Source organism: Azospirillum thiophilum, assembly GCF_001305595.1.
Classification (GTDB): domain Bacteria; phylum Pseudomonadota; class Alphaproteobacteria; order Azospirillales; family Azospirillaceae; genus Azospirillum; species Azospirillum thiophilum.
Genome location: NZ_CP012403.1, coordinates 364,960 through 383,091, shown reverse-complemented (window position 1 = coordinate 383,091; position 18,132 = coordinate 364,960). Strand labels below are relative to the sequence as shown.

Below are 18,132 nucleotides of genomic sequence, written 5' to 3'. Positions count from 1 at the left end.
CTTCCGGCCGGGTCTTTCATGCCCCTTTGCCCGCCCCTTTGCCCGCCATGCTTCATTCGGTAGCAGCCGCGCCCCAGCTGGCGGCTTGACGGGGGCAGGTGGCATCTGGTCTCGTTGGGCGCGGTCGTGGGATGTGCCGTCACCGACGGCGCCGCTCCGTCAGCCGGTCCGGAGAGCGAAACCATGTCCCACCACGCGGTCTCCCCATCCTCCTGCCTGCCGCGCCTGTACGCGAACCCGCGCGCCGACCATGAACGGGTCTATGGCGAACCGGAACGCGCGATCCTCAGCCGCGCCGCCTTCGAACAGGCGATGGCGGAGATCGGCGCTTGGCCCGGCTACGCCCCGACCCCGCTGCGCTCGCTGCCCGGACTGGCGCGGGAGGCCGGGATCGACCGCCTGTGGTACAAGGACGAAAGCACCCGCTTCGCCCAGGGCAGCTTCAAGGCGCTGGGCGGCGCGTACGCCGTGCTGCGGCTGCTGGCGCGGGAGGTGACGGCGCGCGTGCCGGGCGTGCCGGTGACTGCGCTGGACCTCGTCGTCGGCCGCTATGCCAAGGTGACGCGCGGCCTGACCGTCGCCACCGCGACCGACGGCAACCATGGCCGCTCCGTCGCCTGGGGCGCGCAGGTGTTCGGCTGCGGCTGCGTGGTGTACGTGCCGGCCGCCTGCTCCGCCGGCCGCCGCGCCGCCATCGAGGCGTACGGGGCGCGGCTGGTGGTGGTCGACGGGCTGTATGACGACGCGGTGCGCCAGGCCGCCGCCGACGCTGCAGACAATGGCTGGTTCGTCGTCTCCGACACCTCCTACACCGGCTACATGGACGTGCCGCGTGACGTGATGCAGGGCTATACCGTGATGGTGGAGGAGGCGATCACGCAGCTTCCCGCCAGCGAGCGGCCGACCCATGTCTTCGTCCAGGGCGGCGTCGGCGGGCTGCCCGCCGCGGTCTGCGGCCATCTGTGGGAAAGCTGGGGCCGCCAGCGCCCGCGCTTCGTGGTGGTGGAACCGCACAATGCCGATTGCCTGTACCGGAGCGCCGTCGCCGGCCGGCCGTTGCGGTCGGACGGCGACCTGGACACCGTGATGTCGGGGCTCGCCTGCGGCGAGGTCTCGCTGCTGGCCTGGGCGATCCTGGAACAGGGCGCCGACGATTTCCTGACCATTCCGGACGAGGGCGCGGTCGCCGCCATGCGCAAGCTGGCCGAGGGCGCACATGGCGGCCGGCCGATCGTCGCTGGCGAATCGGGGGTGGCCGGACTTGCCGGCCTGCTCTGCGCCGCGGCGCACGAGGAGGTCCGGCTGGCCCTGGGGCTGGTGCCGGATGCGCGCGTGCTGGTGTTCGGGACCGAGGGGGCGACCGACCCTGAGGTCTATGAGCGGATCGTCGGCCGTCCGCCCGGGTTGGTCATGGAGGCGTGAGGGCGGGGACGGGCGGTCCGTTGCGGATCGTCAGCGCAGCAGGTCGGTGACGATGTTGGCGCCGTCGGCGGTGAGCCGGTCTGCGGTCTCGCGGTAGTCGCGGGCGCCGGAAAAGCCGCCGGCCGCGGTGACGCGCTGGATCCAGGCGGGGGATGCGCCGAGCGACACCAGCCGCTGCACCATGGCCTGGGTCGACCGCATGGTCATGTGGCCGTTCTCCGCCATGCGCGGCGCATGCACCATGAACTCGGCCCTCGGCTCGGCATAGCGCGGGTAGCCGGCCAGATAGAGGCCGACGCACATGCTCTCGCAGGATTCGCCGCCGCGCACCCGGGTGGCGACCGGACGCCCGCCCTGGCGCTCGGCCAGCACGGCGTCGATCATGCGGTAGCCGGCCGCGGTGAAGCCGCCGGGGCTCGCCAGCTCCACCATCACCGGGCGGCGGGCGGGCAGGGCGTGCAGCGCGTCGACGAAGCGGCGCTCCGCCCCCGGCGTGATGATGCCGTCCAGCCGCAGCACGGTGAGGTCGCCCTGGTCGCTGCGGGACAGGGCGGCGTCGGGGTACGCGGTCGCGGGTGCGGCGGCGGGGGCCGGGTTGACGGTGACCGGATTTATGGTGATCGGGTTGACGGCGATGCCCGTCTGCCGGGTGGCGGCATCGGCCATCGGCAGCGCACCCAGGCCGACTCCGAGCAGGCCAACCGCGAACCCGACCTTCCGAACCAGCGCCAGCACCGACATCAGACCCTCCCCGCTCGACTCCACCAGCCTGCGGGGCAAAGCTTGCCCGATGGTTAACGGCGCGTCCGTGACCCGCCGCACAATATGGGTAAGTGCGGAGGTAAAGGCGGGCCGGCGGTCCGGCGGCGCGATAAAGCGTGCGCGCGGGCGCAAAGGGCGCTAGAAGAAACAGGATTCCAAGGGTATGGCCGGAGCATCCTTTTCGGGGGAGCCGCCCGGCCGGACCCGTGCCGTGAACGTCGAAGAGCGGAACGATGTCGTACATCCAGGGTGAAACGGGCGATTGGGAAATCGTGATCGGGCTCGAGGTCCATGCCCAGGTGATTTCGAACGCGAAGCTGTTCTCCGGCTCCGCCACCGAATTCGGGGCGGCGCCGAACAGCCAGGTCAGCTTCGTCGACGCTGCGTTCCCCGGCATGCTGCCCGTCATCAACGAATTTTGCGTCGAGCAGGCGGTGCGCACCGGCCTGGGCCTGAAGGCGCAGATCAACCTGACCTCGGTCTTCGACCGCAAGAACTACTTCTACGCCGATCTGCCGCAGGGCTATCAGATCAGCCAGTTCCTGCAGCCGATCGTCGGCAAGGGCGAGATCGTGCTCGATCTGCCGGACGGCACCAGCCGCACCGTCGGCGTCACGCGCCTGCATCTGGAGCAGGACGCGGGCAAGTCGCTGCACGACCAGCACCCGTCCAAGACCTTCATCGACCTGAACCGGTCGGGCGTGGCGCTGATGGAGATCGTGTCGGAACCCGACATGCGCACGTCGGAGGAGGCCGGCGCCTACGTGCGCAAGCTGCGCTCGATCCTGCGCTATCTCGGCACCTGCGACGGCAACATGGAGGAAGGCTCCATGCGCTGCGACGTCAACGTGTCGGTGCGCAAGCCGGGCGACGAATTCGGCACCCGCTGCGAGATCAAGAACGTCAACTCGATCCGCTTCGTCATGGCCGCCATCGAGTACGAGGCGCGCCGCCAGATCGAGATCATCGAGGATGGCGGCAAAATCAACCAGGAAACCCGCCTGTGGGACACGACCAAGTTCGTGACCCGCTCGATGCGGTCGAAGGAGGAGGCGCACGACTACCGCTACTTCCCCGACCCCGACCTGCTGCCGCTCGAACTCGACGAGGCGTGGGTGCAGGAGATCGAGAAGACGTTGCCGGAACTGCCGGACGACAAGAAGGCCCGCTTCATCGACGACTACAAGCTGTCGGTCTATGACGCCGGCGTGCTGGTGTCGGAAAAGGCCAAGGCCGATTATTTCGAGGCGGTGGCCAAGGGCCGCGATCCCAAGCTGGCGTCCAACTGGGTCACCGGCGAGTTGTTTGGCTACCTCAACAAGGCCGGCAAGGAGATCGAGGAGAGCCCGGTGTCCGCCGGCAACCTCGGCGGCCTGATCGACCTGATCGCCGACAACACCATCTCCGGCCGCATCGCCAAGGAGGTGTTCGAGACGATGTTCGAGACCGGCGGGACGGCCGCCGACATCGTCGAGCAGAAGGGTCTGCGCCAGGTCACCGACACCGGCGCCATCGAGGGCGCGATCGACGCCGTGCTGGCCGCCAACCCCGACAAGGTGGCTGAGTTCCGCAGCGGCAAGGACAAGCTGTTCGGCTTCTTCGTCGGCCAGGTGATGAAGGCGACCCAGGGCAAGGCCAACCCGGCCATGGTCAACGAAATCCTGACCAAGAAACTGAAGGGGTAAGCGGCTGCCACCCCTTGGCGGCCATAAATCGCCACCCTGTCCGAAAGAAAGCCTCTCCCCCGTGGGAGAGGCTTTTTTCTTGGGTGCTGCCGTCCGGTACGGTAAAGCCGCAGTTGAATTTTCCCGGTTACCGTCGCCACAGTGCTGGAAACGGTGGAGGAACCATGGCGGCGGAGCCGGTGATGGTGGCGCTGGCGGGGGTGTCCGTCGGCGGGCTGCTGGGGGTGCTGCTTGGCCTCTATGCCGGGCGCCGGGCCGCCCGCAAGGCTGCGGTGCCGCCCCAGGCCGCCGGGGCCAGGCCGCCGCTGCCCGAACCCGAGACCGGCGAGCGGCTGGAGATGGCGCTGGAGGCGACCGGGGCCGCGGTGTGGGACGCCGACCTGCTGGCCGGCACCTGCTGGTGGACCGACACCTTCCCGCGCATGCTGGGCTACCGCAACCGGCCGCCGATGCCGCCGGATTTCTGGGAAAGGCGGCTGCATCCCGACGACCGCGACCGGGTGCTGGCCCATATCGCCTCGCATCTGGCGGGGGAGACCTCCAGCTACGCCTATTCCTACCGGCTGCGGCACGAGGGCGGCGGCTGGGTCTGGATCGCCGCCAAGGGCCGCGCCTTCCGCGACGACGGCGGCCGTGCCGTGCGCTATGCCGGCATCATGACCGACATCACCGAGGCCCGCCGGCAGGAGGAACGGCTGCGCGCCAGCGAGGAGCGGCTTTTGAAGATCATGGAGGCGGCGCCCATCGCGGTTAACGTCACCACCCGCGACGGCCGCTGGCTGTTCTGTAACGCCCAGTCCGTGCGCCTGATGGGGCGCGATCGCACCGCGCTGATGCGGACGCCGGTGTCCGACCTGTATGCCGAACCTGAGGACCGTGCGGCGCTGATCGCCCGCTTCGACCGCGAGGGGCCGTTCCGCAACGCCGAGATCCGGTTCCGCCGGCCCGACGGCAGCATCGTCTGGGTGCTGTCGTCATGGAACAGCATCGAGCTGGACGGCGAATCGGCGCTGCTGACCTGGCTCTACGACATCACCGACCGCAAGGCCGCCGAATCGGCGATGGTCCAGGCGCGGGAGGAGGCGGAGCAGGCGCTGGCCGAACTGCGCGAGGCGCAGGAAAGCCTGATCCAGGCCGAGACCATGGCGTCGCTCGGCCAGCTGGTGGCGGGGGTGGCGCACGAGATCAACACGCCGATCGGCATCGGCCTGACCGCCGCCAGCCACATCGGCGAGCAGGCGCAGATCCTGCGCCAGCGTTTCGCCGGCAACACGCTGCGCAAGTCGGAATTCCTTGAGTTCCTTGACGGCCTGGGCGAGAGCAGCCGCCTGCTGATGGCCAACATCGACCGCGCCGCGTCGCTGGTGCAGAGCTTCAAGCAGGTGGCGGTCGACCAGTCCTCCGGCGACCGGCGGGTCTTCGAGCTGGGCGGCTACATCCGCGAACTGCTGTTCTCGCTGCGGCCGCGGTTGAAGCGCACCGGGCTGAGGGTGGCGGTGGAGTGCGACGACGAACTGACGATGGACAGCTTCCCCGGCGCGCTGGGCCAGGTGCTGACCAATCTGGTGATCAACGCCATCGTCCACGCCTATGGCGATGGCGACCGCGCGGGCGAGACCGCCGCCGGCACGATCCGTATCACCGCGCAGCCGGATGGGGCCGAGCGGGTGCGCATCGACTTCATCGACGACGGCGCCGGCATCGCGCCGGAGCATCTGTCGAAGGTCTTCGACCCGTTCTTCACCACGAAGCGGGGGCAGGGCGGGTCGGGGCTGGGCCTGCACATCGTGTTCAACACGGTGACCGGTCCGCTCGGCGGCACCGTTTCGGTCCAGTCCTGGCCGGGGCAGGGCACCCGCTTCACCATCCTGCTGCCGCGCGAGGCGCCGGCCATGCAGCCGGCTGCCGCGGTGGAAGCGGCGCTGACCTGACGGCCGCCGGTCAGGCGTGGTGGAGTTCGTGAAGCTGGAGATGCTTGGGCCGGCGGCCGCGGCGCTTGGGCGCGGCGAAATCGGCCAGCGCACCGTTTTCCCCGCGCAGCTCGGCGTGCAGTTCCTGCACGCAGCGTTGCAGCAGTTCCTTCTCGCGCTGATCCTCACGATCGGTGATCTCAAGACAGCTCAGCTTGATCTCCACGAGGTCGATCAGCGTCTCGGTGCAACGGCGTGACAGGGTCATGGCATCCTCCACAGCGATGGGGCGCGGCGACGGGCTGCGGTGACGGTCTCCGGCGGAGCTGGCCGATGGGGATCGGACCTGCGCGATCGAGCTGTACGTCACCTGGACTTTTTGCGTCTCATGGCGGGATCATAACCGACGACCATTAAAAAGTACCTAAAATTTTATACAGATTTGTCCCACTCTTTCTATTTTCGAGAAAAGCGAATTTCCGTCTCCGTAAGCGTTGACAAGGGCATGGCCGCCCCGCTAGAACCCTCCCCACGCCAGCGACGCCCCACGGGGTTGCCGCACTGGCTGGAGGGGTGGCCGAGTGGCTGAAGGCAACGGTTTGCTAAACCGTCATAGGGTTTAAAGCCCTATCGTGGGTTCGAATCCCATCCCCTCCGCCATCAAATTTCGCTAGAGCGTTGATTTTGCAGTAAAATCCGCTCTAGCCTTTAACTTTCCCGCACAGAATATCCCAAAGCCTCAGGCAGCAACGGGGCGGCTTTCTTCGGACGGTTACGGAGATGCGCCTCACGGCCTGCCTGTACCGACGGCGCCGTCAATCCGGCCGGGGGAGCGGTCTCTGCTGAAGTTGCCGCTCTGCGCGTCGTCCCGAACGGGCCGGATGCTGGGGAAGCGCTGCCGGCGAAGATGAAGACCGGCGGTTCACTGCCGTCTTCCCCCTCAAAGAAAAAGGGTGCCGAACAGGCACCCCTAGTCGAGGGAGATTGCCTGACGCGCCGTCAGACATGTCCATGATCCGGCACCCACCTTTCTGTTCCGTCTCCGGCCCGATGGGACAAACCCTATGGCCGTCCGCGCCGCGCTCAGCCTCACCCGGTTGGCCGGGGCCGTGACGGCCTGAAGGTGGGACGCCGGTTTGACCGGAACGGCACCGTCGGCTAAGCTTCGTCACGCGTTCGACGGGGGAAATCCATGGTCGATCTGATGGAAGCCCTCTGGGACATTCTGCTTGGGAACCGCCTGCTCAGATGGTTCTTCATCGGCCTTCTGATCGGTTTGATCCTGGTCGGCTGCATGGTCTGGTCCGGTTCCGATATCGAGGCCGCAGACGCCCTGATGGGCATCATGGTCAGCGGCTTCCTCGTGCTCGGACTGCGCCTCATGCTCTGGTTCTTCAACCACTGAAGTTCCATGTGCTTCAGCTCAAGCGCATGGAACCGCAGGAGTCTCCCGTCCGAACACCCGAGGCCGCAAGGCATGTCCGATCCACTCTCTCACGCCTCGTCGTAACCCGGCTCCCGCGTCTGGCCTTCGCGGTCATCGGCTTGCCCGGGGTTCGGCCGATGCACTGCATCGCCATCGGGGCGCTTCTTCGGAACCTGCTGGTTGACGGCGCCGGGCACCGGCTGATCTTCGGTTGGCTTGTCGCTCATGATGGGGATCCTGGTTGACTGCGATCCCACTCCAACAGCATCGCTCCGACTTCGTCCCCGGCGGCCTGCGGGCTTCGAGTGTGAAACGCCGCGGCGAGGGGGGGCTATCGGATGGCGCCGCCTTCGACCGCAAGCAGACGCTGCCGTTCCAGGTCGCGGATTTCGGGGAGCAGCGAGGGTGGAGGCGGCCGGCATCCGCAGGCCTGGGAGTGCGCCAGATGCCATTCGACCCGCTGCCGGCGGGTCGCCTTCGGCGGTATGGGGTGGGCCTCGTGCCAGTCCCTGTTCATCGCATTTTCCATGACAGGCGGTTTTTCATGATCGCAGGCATGATAAACCAGCGGCGGCGATGGCCTGATGTCCATCATGCCGCACACCGCTGCCGGTATGCTCCCGGTCTTCCGCAGTCGGGCAAAAACAGAACGGCTCCCGATGGTGTCCCATCGAGAGCCGTTGCCTTGCCCCGGTTTTTGCGAAGGCTCAAACCGCTTCGACGAGGCCCATCTGCTCGGCGCGCTCGGTCAGGTTCGCGCGGATCCGGTCCAGCGTGGCCAGCGGAATGTCGATCTTCGCGCAGGGCTCCTGAATCCGCGGATCGTCGCCCGGATACAGCGCCTCGTATTCGGCGGCATTGTCGTAGGCCTGCCGGTTGTCAGCCTCGAAATAGGTCTCCACCGGAAGCCCCTCGGCGAACATGCCGTCATGGCTGTCGAGTTCGATGTGGAAATACTCGATCTCCTCCATCTCATCGACCTGACGGATCGACGACCCGTTGATCAGCAGCCGGGCCGACACGCCATAGGCGCCGATCAGCAGCGCGTGGGCAGGCGACAGGTAGAGGTCGCGGGCCGGCAGGCCCGGCGCGATGGCATCCCGCATGATCCGGACCGGCAGATGGACCTGACGCAGCTGTTCGGTATCGAGGGACGAACCGGCGAGGACACGGCGACCGATCCAGCGAATGGGACGGAATTCCCCTCTGGTCGAGGACTTGACGAGATCGCCGATCTTCAGGCTCTCCACGGCGACGTCGCCAAACATGGAACGAACGTAGGTGCCGCGCAGGACGCAGGTCGGGATAGGATTGGGAGCCATAGAAAAATCCTTGTTCAGTGACCTGTATTTACTTCGTCATGGCGTTGCTCGGATTTTTTATTTGCCATTTCCGCGAAGCTATTCTGGGATGATAAGCCACTGTTCTGGAATTGGAATGACCGGTTTGTTGAAAATTCCTTCCAGTTGTGATGGCTTGCGACGTTTTGATAACTTGAGATTGCAGATGTGGCCGGAGGTTCCTGTCGGCAGGCTGTGCGGCCTCCATCCATGCGAGGAGGGCTGGTGGAGCCTGTCGGGCCGACCAACCCCGTCCATCGGCGGACGGTCGCAAAGGCGCCGTGCCTTTTTCCGCGGCGGATGGCGGGGTCGATGACGGGGCGGGAACGATGCGGGTAAATCCGGCCGGGCGTCAGTCCGCCAGCCGGGTGGTCAGGCGCGGCGCTGCGGTGCTGGCGGCGATGTAGCGTGCCCGCATCGGCTTCAGGATGAACAGGGCAAGGAACGCGGCCAGTGCGTTGACGATGGCGACGCTGTAGAAGACGGTCTGCCAGCTGCCGGTCGCCGCCACCATCAGGTTGCCCAGCGGCACCAGCAGCGCCGCCGTTCCCTTGGCGGTGTAGAGCATCCCGGCGTTGGTCGCGGCGAAGCGCGAGCCGAAGGTGTCGGCGCAGCAGGCCGGGAACAGGCTGAAGATTTCGCCCCAGGCGAAGAACACCAGGCCGGTCAGGATGACGAAGGCGACCGGATCGGCGCCATAGGCGCTGAGCGCCATCACCCCGACCGCCTCGATGGTGAAGGCGATGAACATGGTGTTCTCGCGGCCTATATGGTCCGACACCCAGCCGAAGAAGGGGCGGGTGATGCCGTTCATCACCCGGTCGATCGACAGGGCGAAGGTCAGCGCCGGCAGGGTCAGGCCCAGCAGGCTGACCGGCGCGTCGACGAGGCCCATGTCGGCGGCGATGGGGCCGAGCTGCGCCGTGACCATCAGGCCGCCGGCGGCGACCATGGTGAACATGGCGTACATGACCCAGAAGACCGGGGTGCGCAGCATCTCCTGCGGGGCGAAGTGGCGGCGCTCGGCGACGGCGACCGCGGCGCGGCCATGGCCGGGCTTGGGCGGATCGGCCAGGAACCAGGCCAGCACCAGGATGACAAGACCCTGGCCCAGGCCGAAGACCAGGAAGGTCTGTTCGAAGCCGGAGGTCTCGATCATGGTGGCGATCGGCACGACGGTCAGCGCGGAGCCGGCGCCGAAGCCGGCGGCGGTCAGGCCGGCGGCGAGGCCGCGGCGGTCGGGGAACCATTTCAGCGCGTTGCCGACGCAGGTGCCATAGACGCCGCCGGCGCCGATGCCGCCGATCACCGCGGCGAGATACAGCAGCGCCAGCGAATCCGCCACCGCGTTCAGCGCCCAGGACAGGGCGCACAGCGCGCCGCCGACCAGCACGACGATGCGCGGGCCGAAGCGGTCGACGAACCAGCCCTCGACCGGCACCAGCCAGGTTTCGGTGACGATGAAGATGGTGAAGGCGACCTGGATCGCGGTGCGACCCCAACCATGCTTGTCGTCGATCGGTTCGACGAACAGGGTCCAACCATATTGCAGGTTGGCGATCATCGACATGCAGACGATGCCGATGGCCAACTGCATCCAGCGCCCGCCCCAGGGTGCGACCCGGGCCGTGTTGCCGTGCGTCTCACGCACCATGTCCTTCCTCCCGATTTCACCCGACATGTTCTGTTCGGACGTCCGGACCCTTTGCCTTGCTTGACGGTGCTGTTCTTCGGATCCGGAAAAAGGCCATGGGCGGGGCTTCGGTATGGCCGGCAGATGGTGGTTGGCATGCCAAATGCCCACACCCGCAGTCACGATCATCAGTTTCGCTGACTATGTCAATACGAAGCATTTTCAGCCGCACCGATTCAACCATGGCCTGTCCATCTGAATCCCGTCGATTTCCGCAGGATGGGAAAGACCGGCTCCGCCCCCTGGCCGAACCGGCCGGGCCTTGCGATGATGGGGGCAGAACAGGAGAGCGCCGATCCATGATCCTTGCCACGCCGCCGCTGCTGGCCGTCACCGACCGCCATGCGGCCGTCCTGCCGTTGCCGGAGCTGGCGGAGCGGCTGTTCGCGTCGGGCCTGCGCTGGCTGTCGTTGCGCGACAAGGACTTGCCCGATGCCGACCGCCTGGCGCTCGCCCGTGCGCTGGTGCTGCGTGCCCGGCCCTGGGGTGCCCGCGTCACCCTGCATGGCGACCCGGCCCTGGCGCGGGAGGCGGGGGTGGACGGGGTGCATCTGGGGGCCGATGGCGATCCGGCTGCCGCCCGCGCGCTGCTGGGGCCGCGGGCGCTGGTCGGGCAGTCGCTCCACGACTCGGGACGCGGGGAGGCGCTGGAGCGGGCGCGCGGGCAGGTGGATTACGTTACCCTCTCGCCGGTCTTCCCGTCGGCCAGCAAGCCCGGCTACGGGCCGTGCCTGGGGGGGGCGGGCTTGCGGCGCTGGACGGATCGCGGCGTTCCGGTGCTCGGGCTCGGCGGAATCGACAGGCCGGAGGCGATCGCCGCCTGCCGGAGCGCCGGGGCGGCGGGCGTGGCGGTGATGGGGCTGGCGATGCGCGGCCCGCAGGCGCTGGCGCCGCTGCTCGCCGCACTGGCGGCGGATCGGACGGAGGGCGCCGGCGCGGCGCCGCGCGGCGTCGGGCCGCAGGGCTGATTCGGGGCCGCCCCCCTGGACATTTCAGCGCCTTGCATGCATCTGGTATGTAGGATACGTAAAAGGCGGTGCGCCTCTATCCGGCGCCCGACCGGATGCGCCGCCAAGTCTGGCAGGACATCTCTGTCTGGCAAGACATCCGGCAAGAAGACACAAGGACATCGACTCCATGACCGTTCCCGCTCTCAACGTCCAGCCCCTCGACACCGGAACGACCTTCCGCAGTCAGGTCTATCATGCGCTGAAGCAGGCGATCACGGAGATGGACATCTATGACCACGACCGCGAGATCAGGCTGGACGAACGCCAGCTCAGCGACAAGCTCGGCGTCAGCCGCACCCCGATCCGCGAGGCGCTGACCCTGCTGGAGCAGGAGGGTTTCATCCGCCTGCAGCCGCGCCGCGGCATCTTCGTCGTCCGCAAGACCAAGACCGAGGTCATCGAGATGATCCAGGTCTGGGCGGCGCTGGAGAGCATGGCGGCCCGCATGGCGGCCGAACACGCCCCGGCGGCGGAGATCCACAAGCTGTGGGATCTGTTCGGCAGCTTCGAGCAGCGCAGCCCGAAGGACCATGTCAGCGAATATTCCGACGCCAACATCGCCTTCCACAAGAGCATCATCCAGCTCAGCGGGTCGAAGTTGATCCAGGATGTCACCGACAATCTCTTCATCCACATGCGGGCGATCCGCAAGCTGACCATCGGCCAGGAGGACCGGGCCGAGCGCTCCATCCACGACCACCGCGCCATCATCAAGGCGCTGGAGGTCCGCGACGCCGACCTTGCCGAGCGGCTGGTGCGCGAACACACGATGGGGCTGGCCGCCCATGTCGAGAAGCACTGCGACTTCCTGGAATAACGGGCCCGGAATAATGGGCCTGGAATGAGGGGGCGGGGGCTGCCACTCCCGACCCGCCATTCCGGCGGCGCCGTCCTCAGGCCGGCACCGCCTCCCGCGCAGCCGGGGCTTTCGCCTTCGGCACGTCGTCGCCGTCGATGGTCACCACGCGCAGCGCATTGGTGTTGCCGGGCGTGCCGAAGGGGACGCCGGCGGTGACGACCAGCGGCTGGCCGGACCGGCCGATGCCGGCATCGGCGGCGGCGGCCAGGGCGCGGCCGACCATCTCGGCGAAATCCGCCACGTCGTCGGTCCACACCGAATGGACGCCCCAGGCCAGCGACAGCCGCCGCGCGGTCTCCCGCGTCGCGCTGAGGCCGAGGATCGGCACGGCAGGCCGCTCGCGCGAGGCGCGCAGCGTGGTCGAGCCGGTTGTGGTGTAGGTGACGATGCCGGCGGCGCTGATGGTTTCCGCCACCTGCCGGGCCGCCGCGGTCAGGGCGTCGGGCGCGGTCGCCTCGGGGCTGGGATGGTCGGCATCCATGATCCGGCGATAGAGCGGGTCGCGCTCCACCCGGCGGACGATGCGGTCCATCATCGCCACCGCCTCCACCGGATAGCGGCCCGACGCGGATTCGGCCGACAGCATCACCGCATCCGCCCCGTCATAGACGGCGTTGGCGACGTCGGAGGCCTCGGCGCGGGTCGGGGTCGGCTCCGACACCATCGATTCCAGCATCTGGGTGGCGACGATCACCGGCTTGCCCATGGCGCGGCTGAGCCGGATCATCTTCTTCTGCAGCCCCGGCACATCCTCCGGCGGCAGTTCGACGCCGAGATCGCCGCGGGCGACCATCACCGCGTCCGACAGCTCGATGATCCGGTCCAGCGTCGGCAGCGCCGCCGGCTTCTCGATCTTGGTCATCACATGGGCGCGGCCGCCGATCAGCGCGCGCGCCTCCAGGATGTCCTCCGGCCGCTGGACGAAGCTGAGCCCGATCCAGTCCACCCCGAGCTCCAGCCCGAAGGCGAGGTCGCTGCGGTCCTTCTCCGACAGGGCGCTCAAGGCCAGGGCGGCGCCGGGGACGTTGACGCCCTTGCGGTCGGACAGGGTGCCGCCGGCCACCACCTCGGTCTCGGCGAAGCCGGGGCCGCAATCGAGCACGCGCAGGCGGATGCGGCCGTCGTTCAGCAGCAGGTCGAGTCCCGGTTCCAGGCTGGCGAACACCTCCTCATGGGGCAGGCAGACGCGGCGGCCATCGCCGGGGCTGCGGTCGAGATCCAGCCGGAACCGGTCGCCCATCGTCAGGTCGACCGGCCCGGACCCGAAGGTCCCGACCCGCAGCTTCGGCCCCTGGAGGTCGAGCAGGACGCCGATCGGCCGTCCCAGCCGGTCCTCCGCGGCGCGGATGCGGGCATAGCGTTCGGCATGCTCGGCCTGGGTGCCGTGGCTGGCGTTCAGGCGGAACACGTTGACGCCGGCCTCGGCCAGCGCCGTGATCTGGCTTTCCGACGAGCTGGCTGGACCCAGGGTGGCGACGATCTTGGTGCTGCGGTGAAACGGCATGGCGACAGCCTTCCTCCGCCCGGCCCTTGCGCGAAAAACGGGCGCAAGGGGCGGGACTGGCGAACGATGAGGTACGGATCGGGGTTTTGTGCTGGTGATGACGGGATGCTGGAAGGGATGCGCCGGACGGTCAAACGCCGGCCGCCTCCTATTCCGCATCGTGAGAGTGGTTCCCCGTGCCGCGCATGGACAGCCGGCGCATCGGTCGGCGACACTGGGGCATGGCTGAAACACCACCCGATGCGCCCGTTCCGCCCCATCCAGCCGCCACGCTGATCCTGCTGCGCGACGGGGTGGACGGGCTGGAACTGCTCACGATCGAACGGCATGCCGGACTGCGCTTCGCCCCTGGCGCCACCGTGTTCCCCGGCGGCCGGCTGGAGGCGGCAGACCATGATCCGGTCTGGCGGACCTCCTGGCCGACTGTGGAGACGGCTGCGGGGCCGCCCGCCGACCTGCCCCACCGTGTCGCCGCGGTCCGGGAATGCCTGGAGGAATGCGGGATCCTGCTGGCGCCGGAGAGATCCGACCCTCCCGGTCCGTCCGCAGTGGCTGCCTTGCGCGCGGCGCTGGCGGCGGGGGAGGGGTTCGGGACGGCCCTGGCGGCGGCCGGGCTCGCCCCGGCGCTCGACCGCATGGCGGCGCTGGCGCGCTGGGTGACACCGGAGACGCTGCCGCGCCGCTTCGACACGCTGTTCTTCCTCGCTCCCACGCCGCCGGGGCAGGCGCCGCTCTGCGACGGCGGCGAGGCGGTCGCCGCGCAGTGGGCCTCGCCGCGCCGCCTGCTGGCGGAGGCGGCGGCCGGGCGGCGCCGGCTGGTCTTCGCCACGCGGATGACGCTGCTGCGGCTGGCGGGCTGCGCCGACGTTGCCGACGCGCTGGCCTGCGCCGCCGCCGGTCCGCAGCCGCCGCCCCCGATTCTGCCGGTGCCGGTGGAGACGCCGGCCGGGCCGGTGTTCCGGATTCCCGCCGGCTGCGGCTTTTCGCCACTGGAGACGCCGGCCGAAAATGTTAGGCTCGGGTAAGAATAGGTAAGTTGGAACCGGTTTCCGCGATGTGAAAATTGCGCAATGGTGCTATTGTGCGATGCGGTGCGCGCAACCAAGCTTCCATCCGACGCTCATGGACGGGCGGAGGCTCGGGGGTTCGCGGACATGGATATCGGGTTCATCGGGGGCGGGGGCGGAGATGTGGCCGAAGCGATCATGGACAGGCTGCGGGGGGCAGGGCACCGGCTCCAGCGCCATGGCGATGTCCGTGATGGCGATGTCCGCCGCGGCCATTCCGTCCGGGCGTCGGTCGGGGAGTGCGACGTCATCATGCTGATGCTGCCCGATGCCCGCGCCGTCGAAGCGGCGCTGTTTTCCGACGGCGGCCTCGCCGCGACCCTGCCGCCGGGACGGCTGCTGATCGACCTGTCGCATCTGTCCCCCGCCGACGCGGCGCTCAACGCCGCGCGCGTCGCCGGGCGGGGCGGGCTGCTGGTCGATGCGCCGGTTTCCGGTGCCGGGAAACCGGCCCCGGGTTCGGCCGGGGATTTCTCCGTGGATCTGGGTGGCGATGCCGCCGCCTGCGCCCGGGCGGAACCGCTGCTGCGCCTGTTCGCGGCCAGGGTCGAGCGGGCCGGCGGGCCGGGCGAGGGACAGCGCGCGCGCCTGACCCGCGGGGCGGGGCGCGACGCCGACGATCCGGACGGGCTGCACCGGCTGTTGCGCCTGATGGCCTTCGACGAGCCGGCCCGAAGCAGGGCGAGCGCAGGATGACGATGCCGATGACACCTCATATCATCCCGCCTTGCCGCACATCGGTTCCGGCCATCGAAATTCCGCCCGGCGTGATTGTCGCCTTCGGCCCCGGCCTCGTCCATGGCTCCGTCGACGTGGAGCGGCTGGGCAACAAGGGGGCGCGGCTGGTCGAGATGGCCGGGCTCGGCATTCCGGTGCCGCCGGGCTTCGTCATCGCCGCCGAGGCCGGCCGCGGGCTGGATGCGGAATCCCAACCTCCCGATCGGCTGCCCGACCAACTTCCCGCTTGGCTGGCCGACCGCATCGACGGCGCCGTCGCGGACCTGGAACGCCGGGCCGGCGCGGGCTTCGGTGTCGCCGACCGGCCGCTCCTGCTGTCGGTCCGCTCGGGCGCGGCGGTGTCGATGCCCGGCATGATGGACAGCATCCTGAATCTCGGCCTGAACGACCGGACGGTGATCGGGCTGGCGGCGCGGTCGGGCGACGCCCGCTTCGCCCACGACTGCTACCGCCGGCTGGTCCAGTCCTTCGGCAGCGTGGTGATGGGGGTGCCGGGCCACCGCTTCGAGACCCTGCTCGACGACCTCAAGGAGGAGCGGGGGTACCGGCGCGATGCCGAGATGACGGCGGAGGACTGGCAGGCGTTGCTGCCGCGCTACCTGCATCTTATCGAGACGCGCTGCGGCCGGCCCTTCCCGCAGGATCCGGCGGAGCAACTGCGCGCCGCGGTGGCGGCGGTCTTCCGCTCCTGGATGAACCCGCGGGCGGTGGCGTTCCGCGGCCTGCACGGCATCCCCGAGGATCTGGGGACGGCGGTGACGGTGCAGGCGATGGTGTTCGGCAACCGCGGGCCGGACTCCGGCACCGGCGTGCTGTTCACCCGCGATCCCTCCACCGGCGCGCCCGGCCTGTGCGGCGAGTTCCTGGCCGACGCCCAGGGCGAGGACGTGGTGTCGGGCACCCGCGACCCCGACCCGCTGGCCGCCGGACAGGACCGGCCCGAACAGTCGATGGAGCGCCGCCTGCCCGGTGCCTTCGCCGAGCTGTCGGCGGTGTCGCAGCGGCTGGAGTGCGCCTTCGCCGACATGCAGGACATCGAGTTCACCGTGGAGTCCGGCCGCCTGTTCATCCTGCAATCGCGCAGCGGCAAGCGCACGCCCGAGGCCTCCGTCCGGATCGCCGTCGACATGGCGGAGGAGGGGATCGTCACGCGGGCCGAGGCGGTGCGCCGCGTCGATCCGCAGGCGCTGGACGGGCTGCTGCGCCCGATGCTGGCGCCGGACGCGCTGGCCGGCGATCCCGCCAACATTCTTGCCCGCGGCCTGCCGGCCTCGCCGGGTGCAGTGACCGGCCGGGCCGCCTTCACGTCGGAGGATGCCATACGGCTGTCCCGCGGCGGCGTGCCGGTGGTGCTGTGCCGGCCGGAAACCTCGCCGGAGGACATCCACGGCATGCAGGTGGCGGTCGGCATCGTCACCGCGCGCGGCGGTTTCACCAGCCATGCCGCCACGGTGGCGCGCGGCATGGGCCTGCCTTGCGTCTGCGGCGCCCGCGCCCTGCGCATCGATCCGGAGCAGGGGCTGATGACCGCCGGCACGGTCACGGTCCGCACCGGCGACCTGCTGACCATCGACGGCGGCAACGGTGTCGTCGTGCTGGGCGCCGCCGCCTTGCAGCGGCCGGAGCCGGACGGCGCGGTCGCCCTGCTGCTGGAGTGGATGCGGGAGTTGGGGGTTGGGCTGGCTGCGGATTGAGGGGGGCGGTTCGAAGGCCGGCGGATCAAGGGCCGGCGGATCGAGGGCAGGAGAGGATCAGGCCGCCGTCAGCGCCCGCAGATGGGCGGCGCAGCCCTCGGCCAGACCGGTCGCGTCATAGCCGCCTTCGAGCGCCGAGACCACCCTGCCGCCGCAGAGTCGGTCGGCGAGATCGACCAGCTTGCGGGTCACCCACTCGAAATCCTCGGTGGTCAGGCCGAGTTGGGCCAGCGGATCGCGCTTGTGGGCGTCGAAGCCGGCCGAGATCAGCAGCAGCTCCGGCTGGAAGGCCTCCAGCGCCGGAAGGATCGCGCGCTCCATCGCCTGGCGGAACTCGATGGTGCCGCTGTAGGGCTCCAACGGCAGGTTCAGGATGTTGTTGTCCACCCCGCGCTCCCACGAATTGCCGGTGCCGGGATAGAGCGGCGACTGGTGGGTCGAGGCGAAGAACAGGTTGGGATCGTCGGCGAACATCGCCTGGGTGCCGTTGCCGTGATGGACGTCGAAATCGACCACCGCCACCCGCGTCAGCCCGTGGATCCTGCGGGCATGCTCCGCCCCGACGGCGATGTTGTTGAAGACGCAGAATCCCATGGCGCGGGCCGGCTCGGCATGGTGGCCGCAGGGGCGCACGGCGCAGAAGGCGTTGGTCGCCTCGCCGGCCAGCACGGCATCGACCGCGGCGCAGACCGAGCCGGCGGCGCGCAGGATCGCGCCGCGCGAACCCGGCGACAGCAGCGTGTCGGGATCCAGCCGGCGATAGCCCTCGTCCGGCACCGCCGCCAGCACCGCCTCGACATATTGGCGGTCATGGACGCGGGACAGCTGCTCGACGTCGGCCTCGGGGGCGGAGCGGCGCTCCAGGTCGCGGAACTCCGGCCGGTCGAGCACCTCCCACACCACGGCCAGCCGTTCCGGCGCTTCCGGATGGCCGGGGCCGGTGTCGTGGGCGAAGCAATCGTGATGGGTGAAGATCAGGGTGGTCACGGTTCGCATTTCCCATGGAAAGGCACCGCCGGGCC

The 18,132-nt window shown here is 69.1% G+C and carries 17 protein-coding genes and 1 tRNA gene; 10 read left to right on the top strand and 8 right to left on the bottom strand.

Going from position 1 to position 18,132, the window contains the following annotated elements; translation table 11 throughout:
• The first annotated feature begins 183 nt into the window (after positions 1–183).
• Positions 184–1,422 carry a diaminopropionate ammonia-lyase gene (locus tag AL072_RS20945; RefSeq protein ID WP_045584161.1) on the top strand — a complete coding sequence of 413 codons (1,239 nt, stop codon included), beginning with the start codon at positions 184–186 and terminating at the stop codon, positions 1,420–1,422.
• Positions 1,423–1,452: 30 nt separating this feature from the next.
• Here AL072_RS20945 and AL072_RS20940 read toward each other — a convergent pair whose 3' ends face one another.
• A complete protein-coding gene (locus AL072_RS20940; protein ID WP_045584160.1) occupies positions 1,453–2,163 on the bottom strand; it encodes an ATP-dependent Clp protease proteolytic subunit in 711 nt (236 codons plus the stop codon).
• A gap of 254 nt (positions 2,164–2,417) precedes the next feature.
• Here AL072_RS20940 and gatB point away from each other — a divergent pair, with 254 nt between their 5' ends.
• Entirely contained in the window at positions 2,418–3,869 is a 1,452-nt protein-coding gene (gatB, locus tag AL072_RS20935; RefSeq protein ID WP_045584159.1) for an Asp-tRNA(Asn)/Glu-tRNA(Gln) amidotransferase subunit GatB, read from the top strand.
• A 164-nt stretch (positions 3,870–4,033) separates the two neighbouring features.
• A complete protein-coding gene (locus AL072_RS20930; protein WP_045584158.1) occupies positions 4,034–5,800 on the top strand; it encodes a PAS domain-containing sensor histidine kinase in 1,767 nt (588 codons plus the stop codon).
• A gap of 10 nt (positions 5,801–5,810) precedes the next feature.
• Here AL072_RS20930 and AL072_RS20925 read toward each other — a convergent pair whose 3' ends face one another.
• Complete coding sequence (locus tag AL072_RS20925; RefSeq protein WP_045584157.1) at positions 5,811–6,047, bottom strand: hypothetical protein; 237 nt, start codon at positions 6,045–6,047, stop codon at positions 5,811–5,813.
• A gap of 299 nt (positions 6,048–6,346) precedes the next feature.
• Between AL072_RS20925 and AL072_RS20920 the strand changes: the two genes are divergently transcribed.
• Positions 6,347–6,439, top strand: a tRNA-Ser gene (locus AL072_RS20920).
• A 532-nt stretch (positions 6,440–6,971) separates the two neighbouring features.
• Entirely contained in the window at positions 6,972–7,184 is a 213-nt protein-coding gene (locus AL072_RS20915; protein ID WP_045584156.1) for a hypothetical protein, read from the top strand.
• A gap of 89 nt (positions 7,185–7,273) precedes the next feature.
• Here the strand turns inward: AL072_RS20915 and AL072_RS34980 are convergent, their stop codons facing one another.
• From AL072_RS34980 to oxlT, 4 genes are all read right to left on the bottom strand, one after another.
• Positions 7,274–7,432, bottom strand: a complete 159-nt coding sequence (locus AL072_RS34980; RefSeq protein ID WP_158511086.1) for a hypothetical protein — start codon at positions 7,430–7,432, stop codon at positions 7,274–7,276.
• A 104-nt stretch (positions 7,433–7,536) separates the two neighbouring features.
• The gene (locus AL072_RS20910; RefSeq protein ID WP_200909900.1) at positions 7,537–7,800 is read right to left on the bottom strand and encodes a hypothetical protein; all 264 of its coding nucleotides are present in this window, start codon (positions 7,798–7,800) and stop codon (positions 7,537–7,539) included.
• Between the two features lie 112 nt (positions 7,801–7,912).
• Positions 7,913–8,527, bottom strand: a complete 615-nt coding sequence (locus AL072_RS20905) for a Hint domain-containing protein (protein WP_045584155.1) — start codon at positions 8,525–8,527, stop codon at positions 7,913–7,915.
• A 370-nt stretch (positions 8,528–8,897) separates the two neighbouring features.
• Positions 8,898–10,199: an oxalate/formate MFS antiporter gene (oxlT, locus tag AL072_RS20900; RefSeq protein WP_045584154.1), complete on the bottom strand. Its 1,302-nt coding sequence runs from the start codon at positions 10,197–10,199 to the stop codon at positions 8,898–8,900.
• Positions 10,200–10,537: 338 nt separating this feature from the next.
• Between oxlT and AL072_RS20895 the strand changes: the two genes are divergently transcribed.
• Both AL072_RS20895 and AL072_RS20890 read left to right on the top strand, forming a co-directional pair.
• A complete protein-coding gene (locus tag AL072_RS20895) occupies positions 10,538–11,206 on the top strand; it encodes a thiamine phosphate synthase (RefSeq protein WP_045584153.1) in 669 nt (222 codons plus the stop codon).
• Between the two features lie 169 nt (positions 11,207–11,375).
• Complete coding sequence (locus AL072_RS20890; protein WP_045584152.1) at positions 11,376–12,065, top strand: GntR family transcriptional regulator; 690 nt, start codon at positions 11,376–11,378, stop codon at positions 12,063–12,065.
• Between the two features lie 76 nt (positions 12,066–12,141).
• Here AL072_RS20890 and pyk read toward each other — a convergent pair whose 3' ends face one another.
• The gene (gene pyk / locus AL072_RS20885) at positions 12,142–13,611 is read right to left on the bottom strand and encodes a pyruvate kinase (protein WP_045584151.1); all 1,470 of its coding nucleotides are present in this window, start codon (positions 13,609–13,611) and stop codon (positions 12,142–12,144) included.
• A gap of 221 nt (positions 13,612–13,832) precedes the next feature.
• On the opposite strand from pyk, the gene AL072_RS20880 reads away from it, so the two are divergent.
• The 3 genes from AL072_RS20880 (at position 13,833) to AL072_RS20870 (ending at position 17,110) form a co-directional block, all read left to right on the top strand.
• The gene (locus AL072_RS20880; RefSeq protein WP_052710229.1) at positions 13,833–14,636 is read left to right on the top strand and encodes an NUDIX hydrolase; all 804 of its coding nucleotides are present in this window, start codon (positions 13,833–13,835) and stop codon (positions 14,634–14,636) included.
• A gap of 180 nt (positions 14,637–14,816) precedes the next feature.
• Positions 14,817–15,374 carry an NAD(P)-binding domain-containing protein gene (locus AL072_RS20875; protein ID WP_245636956.1) on the top strand — a complete coding sequence of 186 codons (558 nt, stop codon included), beginning with the start codon at positions 14,817–14,819 and terminating at the stop codon, positions 15,372–15,374.
• 8 nt (positions 15,375–15,382) lie between these two features.
• On the top strand, positions 15,383–17,110 hold the full coding sequence (locus AL072_RS20870) for a pyruvate, phosphate dikinase (RefSeq protein ID WP_245636955.1): 1,728 nt from the start codon (positions 15,383–15,385) through the stop codon (positions 17,108–17,110).
• A 57-nt stretch (positions 17,111–17,167) separates the two neighbouring features.
• Here AL072_RS20870 and AL072_RS20865 read toward each other — a convergent pair whose 3' ends face one another.
• Positions 17,168–18,097, bottom strand: coding sequence for a histone deacetylase family protein (locus AL072_RS20865; RefSeq protein ID WP_045584150.1), 930 nt, complete (start codon positions 18,095–18,097; stop codon positions 17,168–17,170).
• Positions 18,098–18,132 lie beyond the last annotated feature (35 nt).

Bases quoted from the DNA above. Each gene is read 5' to 3' on its own strand.
- AL072_RS20895 (WP_045584153.1), top strand. From the start codon at position 10,538: ATGATCCTTGCCACGCCGCCGCTGCTGGCCGTCACCGACCGCCATGCG.
- AL072_RS20905 (WP_045584155.1), bottom strand. From the start codon at position 8,527: ATGGCTCCCAATCCTATCCCGACCTGCGTCCTGCGCGGCACCTACGTT.
- AL072_RS20880 (WP_052710229.1), top strand. From the start codon at position 13,833: ATGGCTGAAACACCACCCGATGCGCCCGTTCCGCCCCATCCAGCCGCC.
- AL072_RS20870 (WP_245636955.1), top strand. From the start codon at position 15,383: ATGACACCTCATATCATCCCGCCTTGCCGCACATCGGTTCCGGCCATC.
- AL072_RS20940 (WP_045584160.1), bottom strand. From the start codon at position 2,163: ATGTCGGTGCTGGCGCTGGTTCGGAAGGTCGGGTTCGCGGTTGGCCTG.
- AL072_RS20890 (WP_045584152.1), top strand. From the start codon at position 11,376: ATGACCGTTCCCGCTCTCAACGTCCAGCCCCTCGACACCGGAACGACC.
- oxlT (WP_045584154.1), bottom strand. From the start codon at position 10,199: ATGGTGCGTGAGACGCACGGCAACACGGCCCGGGTCGCACCCTGGGGC.
- AL072_RS20875 (WP_245636956.1), top strand. From the start codon at position 14,817: ATGGACAGGCTGCGGGGGGCAGGGCACCGGCTCCAGCGCCATGGCGAT.
- pyk (WP_045584151.1), bottom strand. From the start codon at position 13,611: ATGCCGTTTCACCGCAGCACCAAGATCGTCGCCACCCTGGGTCCAGCC.
- AL072_RS34980 (WP_158511086.1), bottom strand. From the start codon at position 7,432: ATGAGCGACAAGCCAACCGAAGATCAGCCGGTGCCCGGCGCCGTCAAC.
- AL072_RS20925 (WP_045584157.1), bottom strand. From the start codon at position 6,047: ATGACCCTGTCACGCCGTTGCACCGAGACGCTGATCGACCTCGTGGAG.
- gatB (WP_045584159.1), top strand. From the start codon at position 2,418: ATGTCGTACATCCAGGGTGAAACGGGCGATTGGGAAATCGTGATCGGG.
- AL072_RS20915 (WP_045584156.1), top strand. From the start codon at position 6,972: ATGGTCGATCTGATGGAAGCCCTCTGGGACATTCTGCTTGGGAACCGC.
- AL072_RS20910 (WP_200909900.1), bottom strand. From the start codon at position 7,800: ATGATGGACATCAGGCCATCGCCGCCGCTGGTTTATCATGCCTGCGAT.
- AL072_RS20930 (WP_045584158.1), top strand. From the start codon at position 4,034: ATGGCGGCGGAGCCGGTGATGGTGGCGCTGGCGGGGGTGTCCGTCGGC.
- AL072_RS20945 (WP_045584161.1), top strand. From the start codon at position 184: ATGTCCCACCACGCGGTCTCCCCATCCTCCTGCCTGCCGCGCCTGTAC.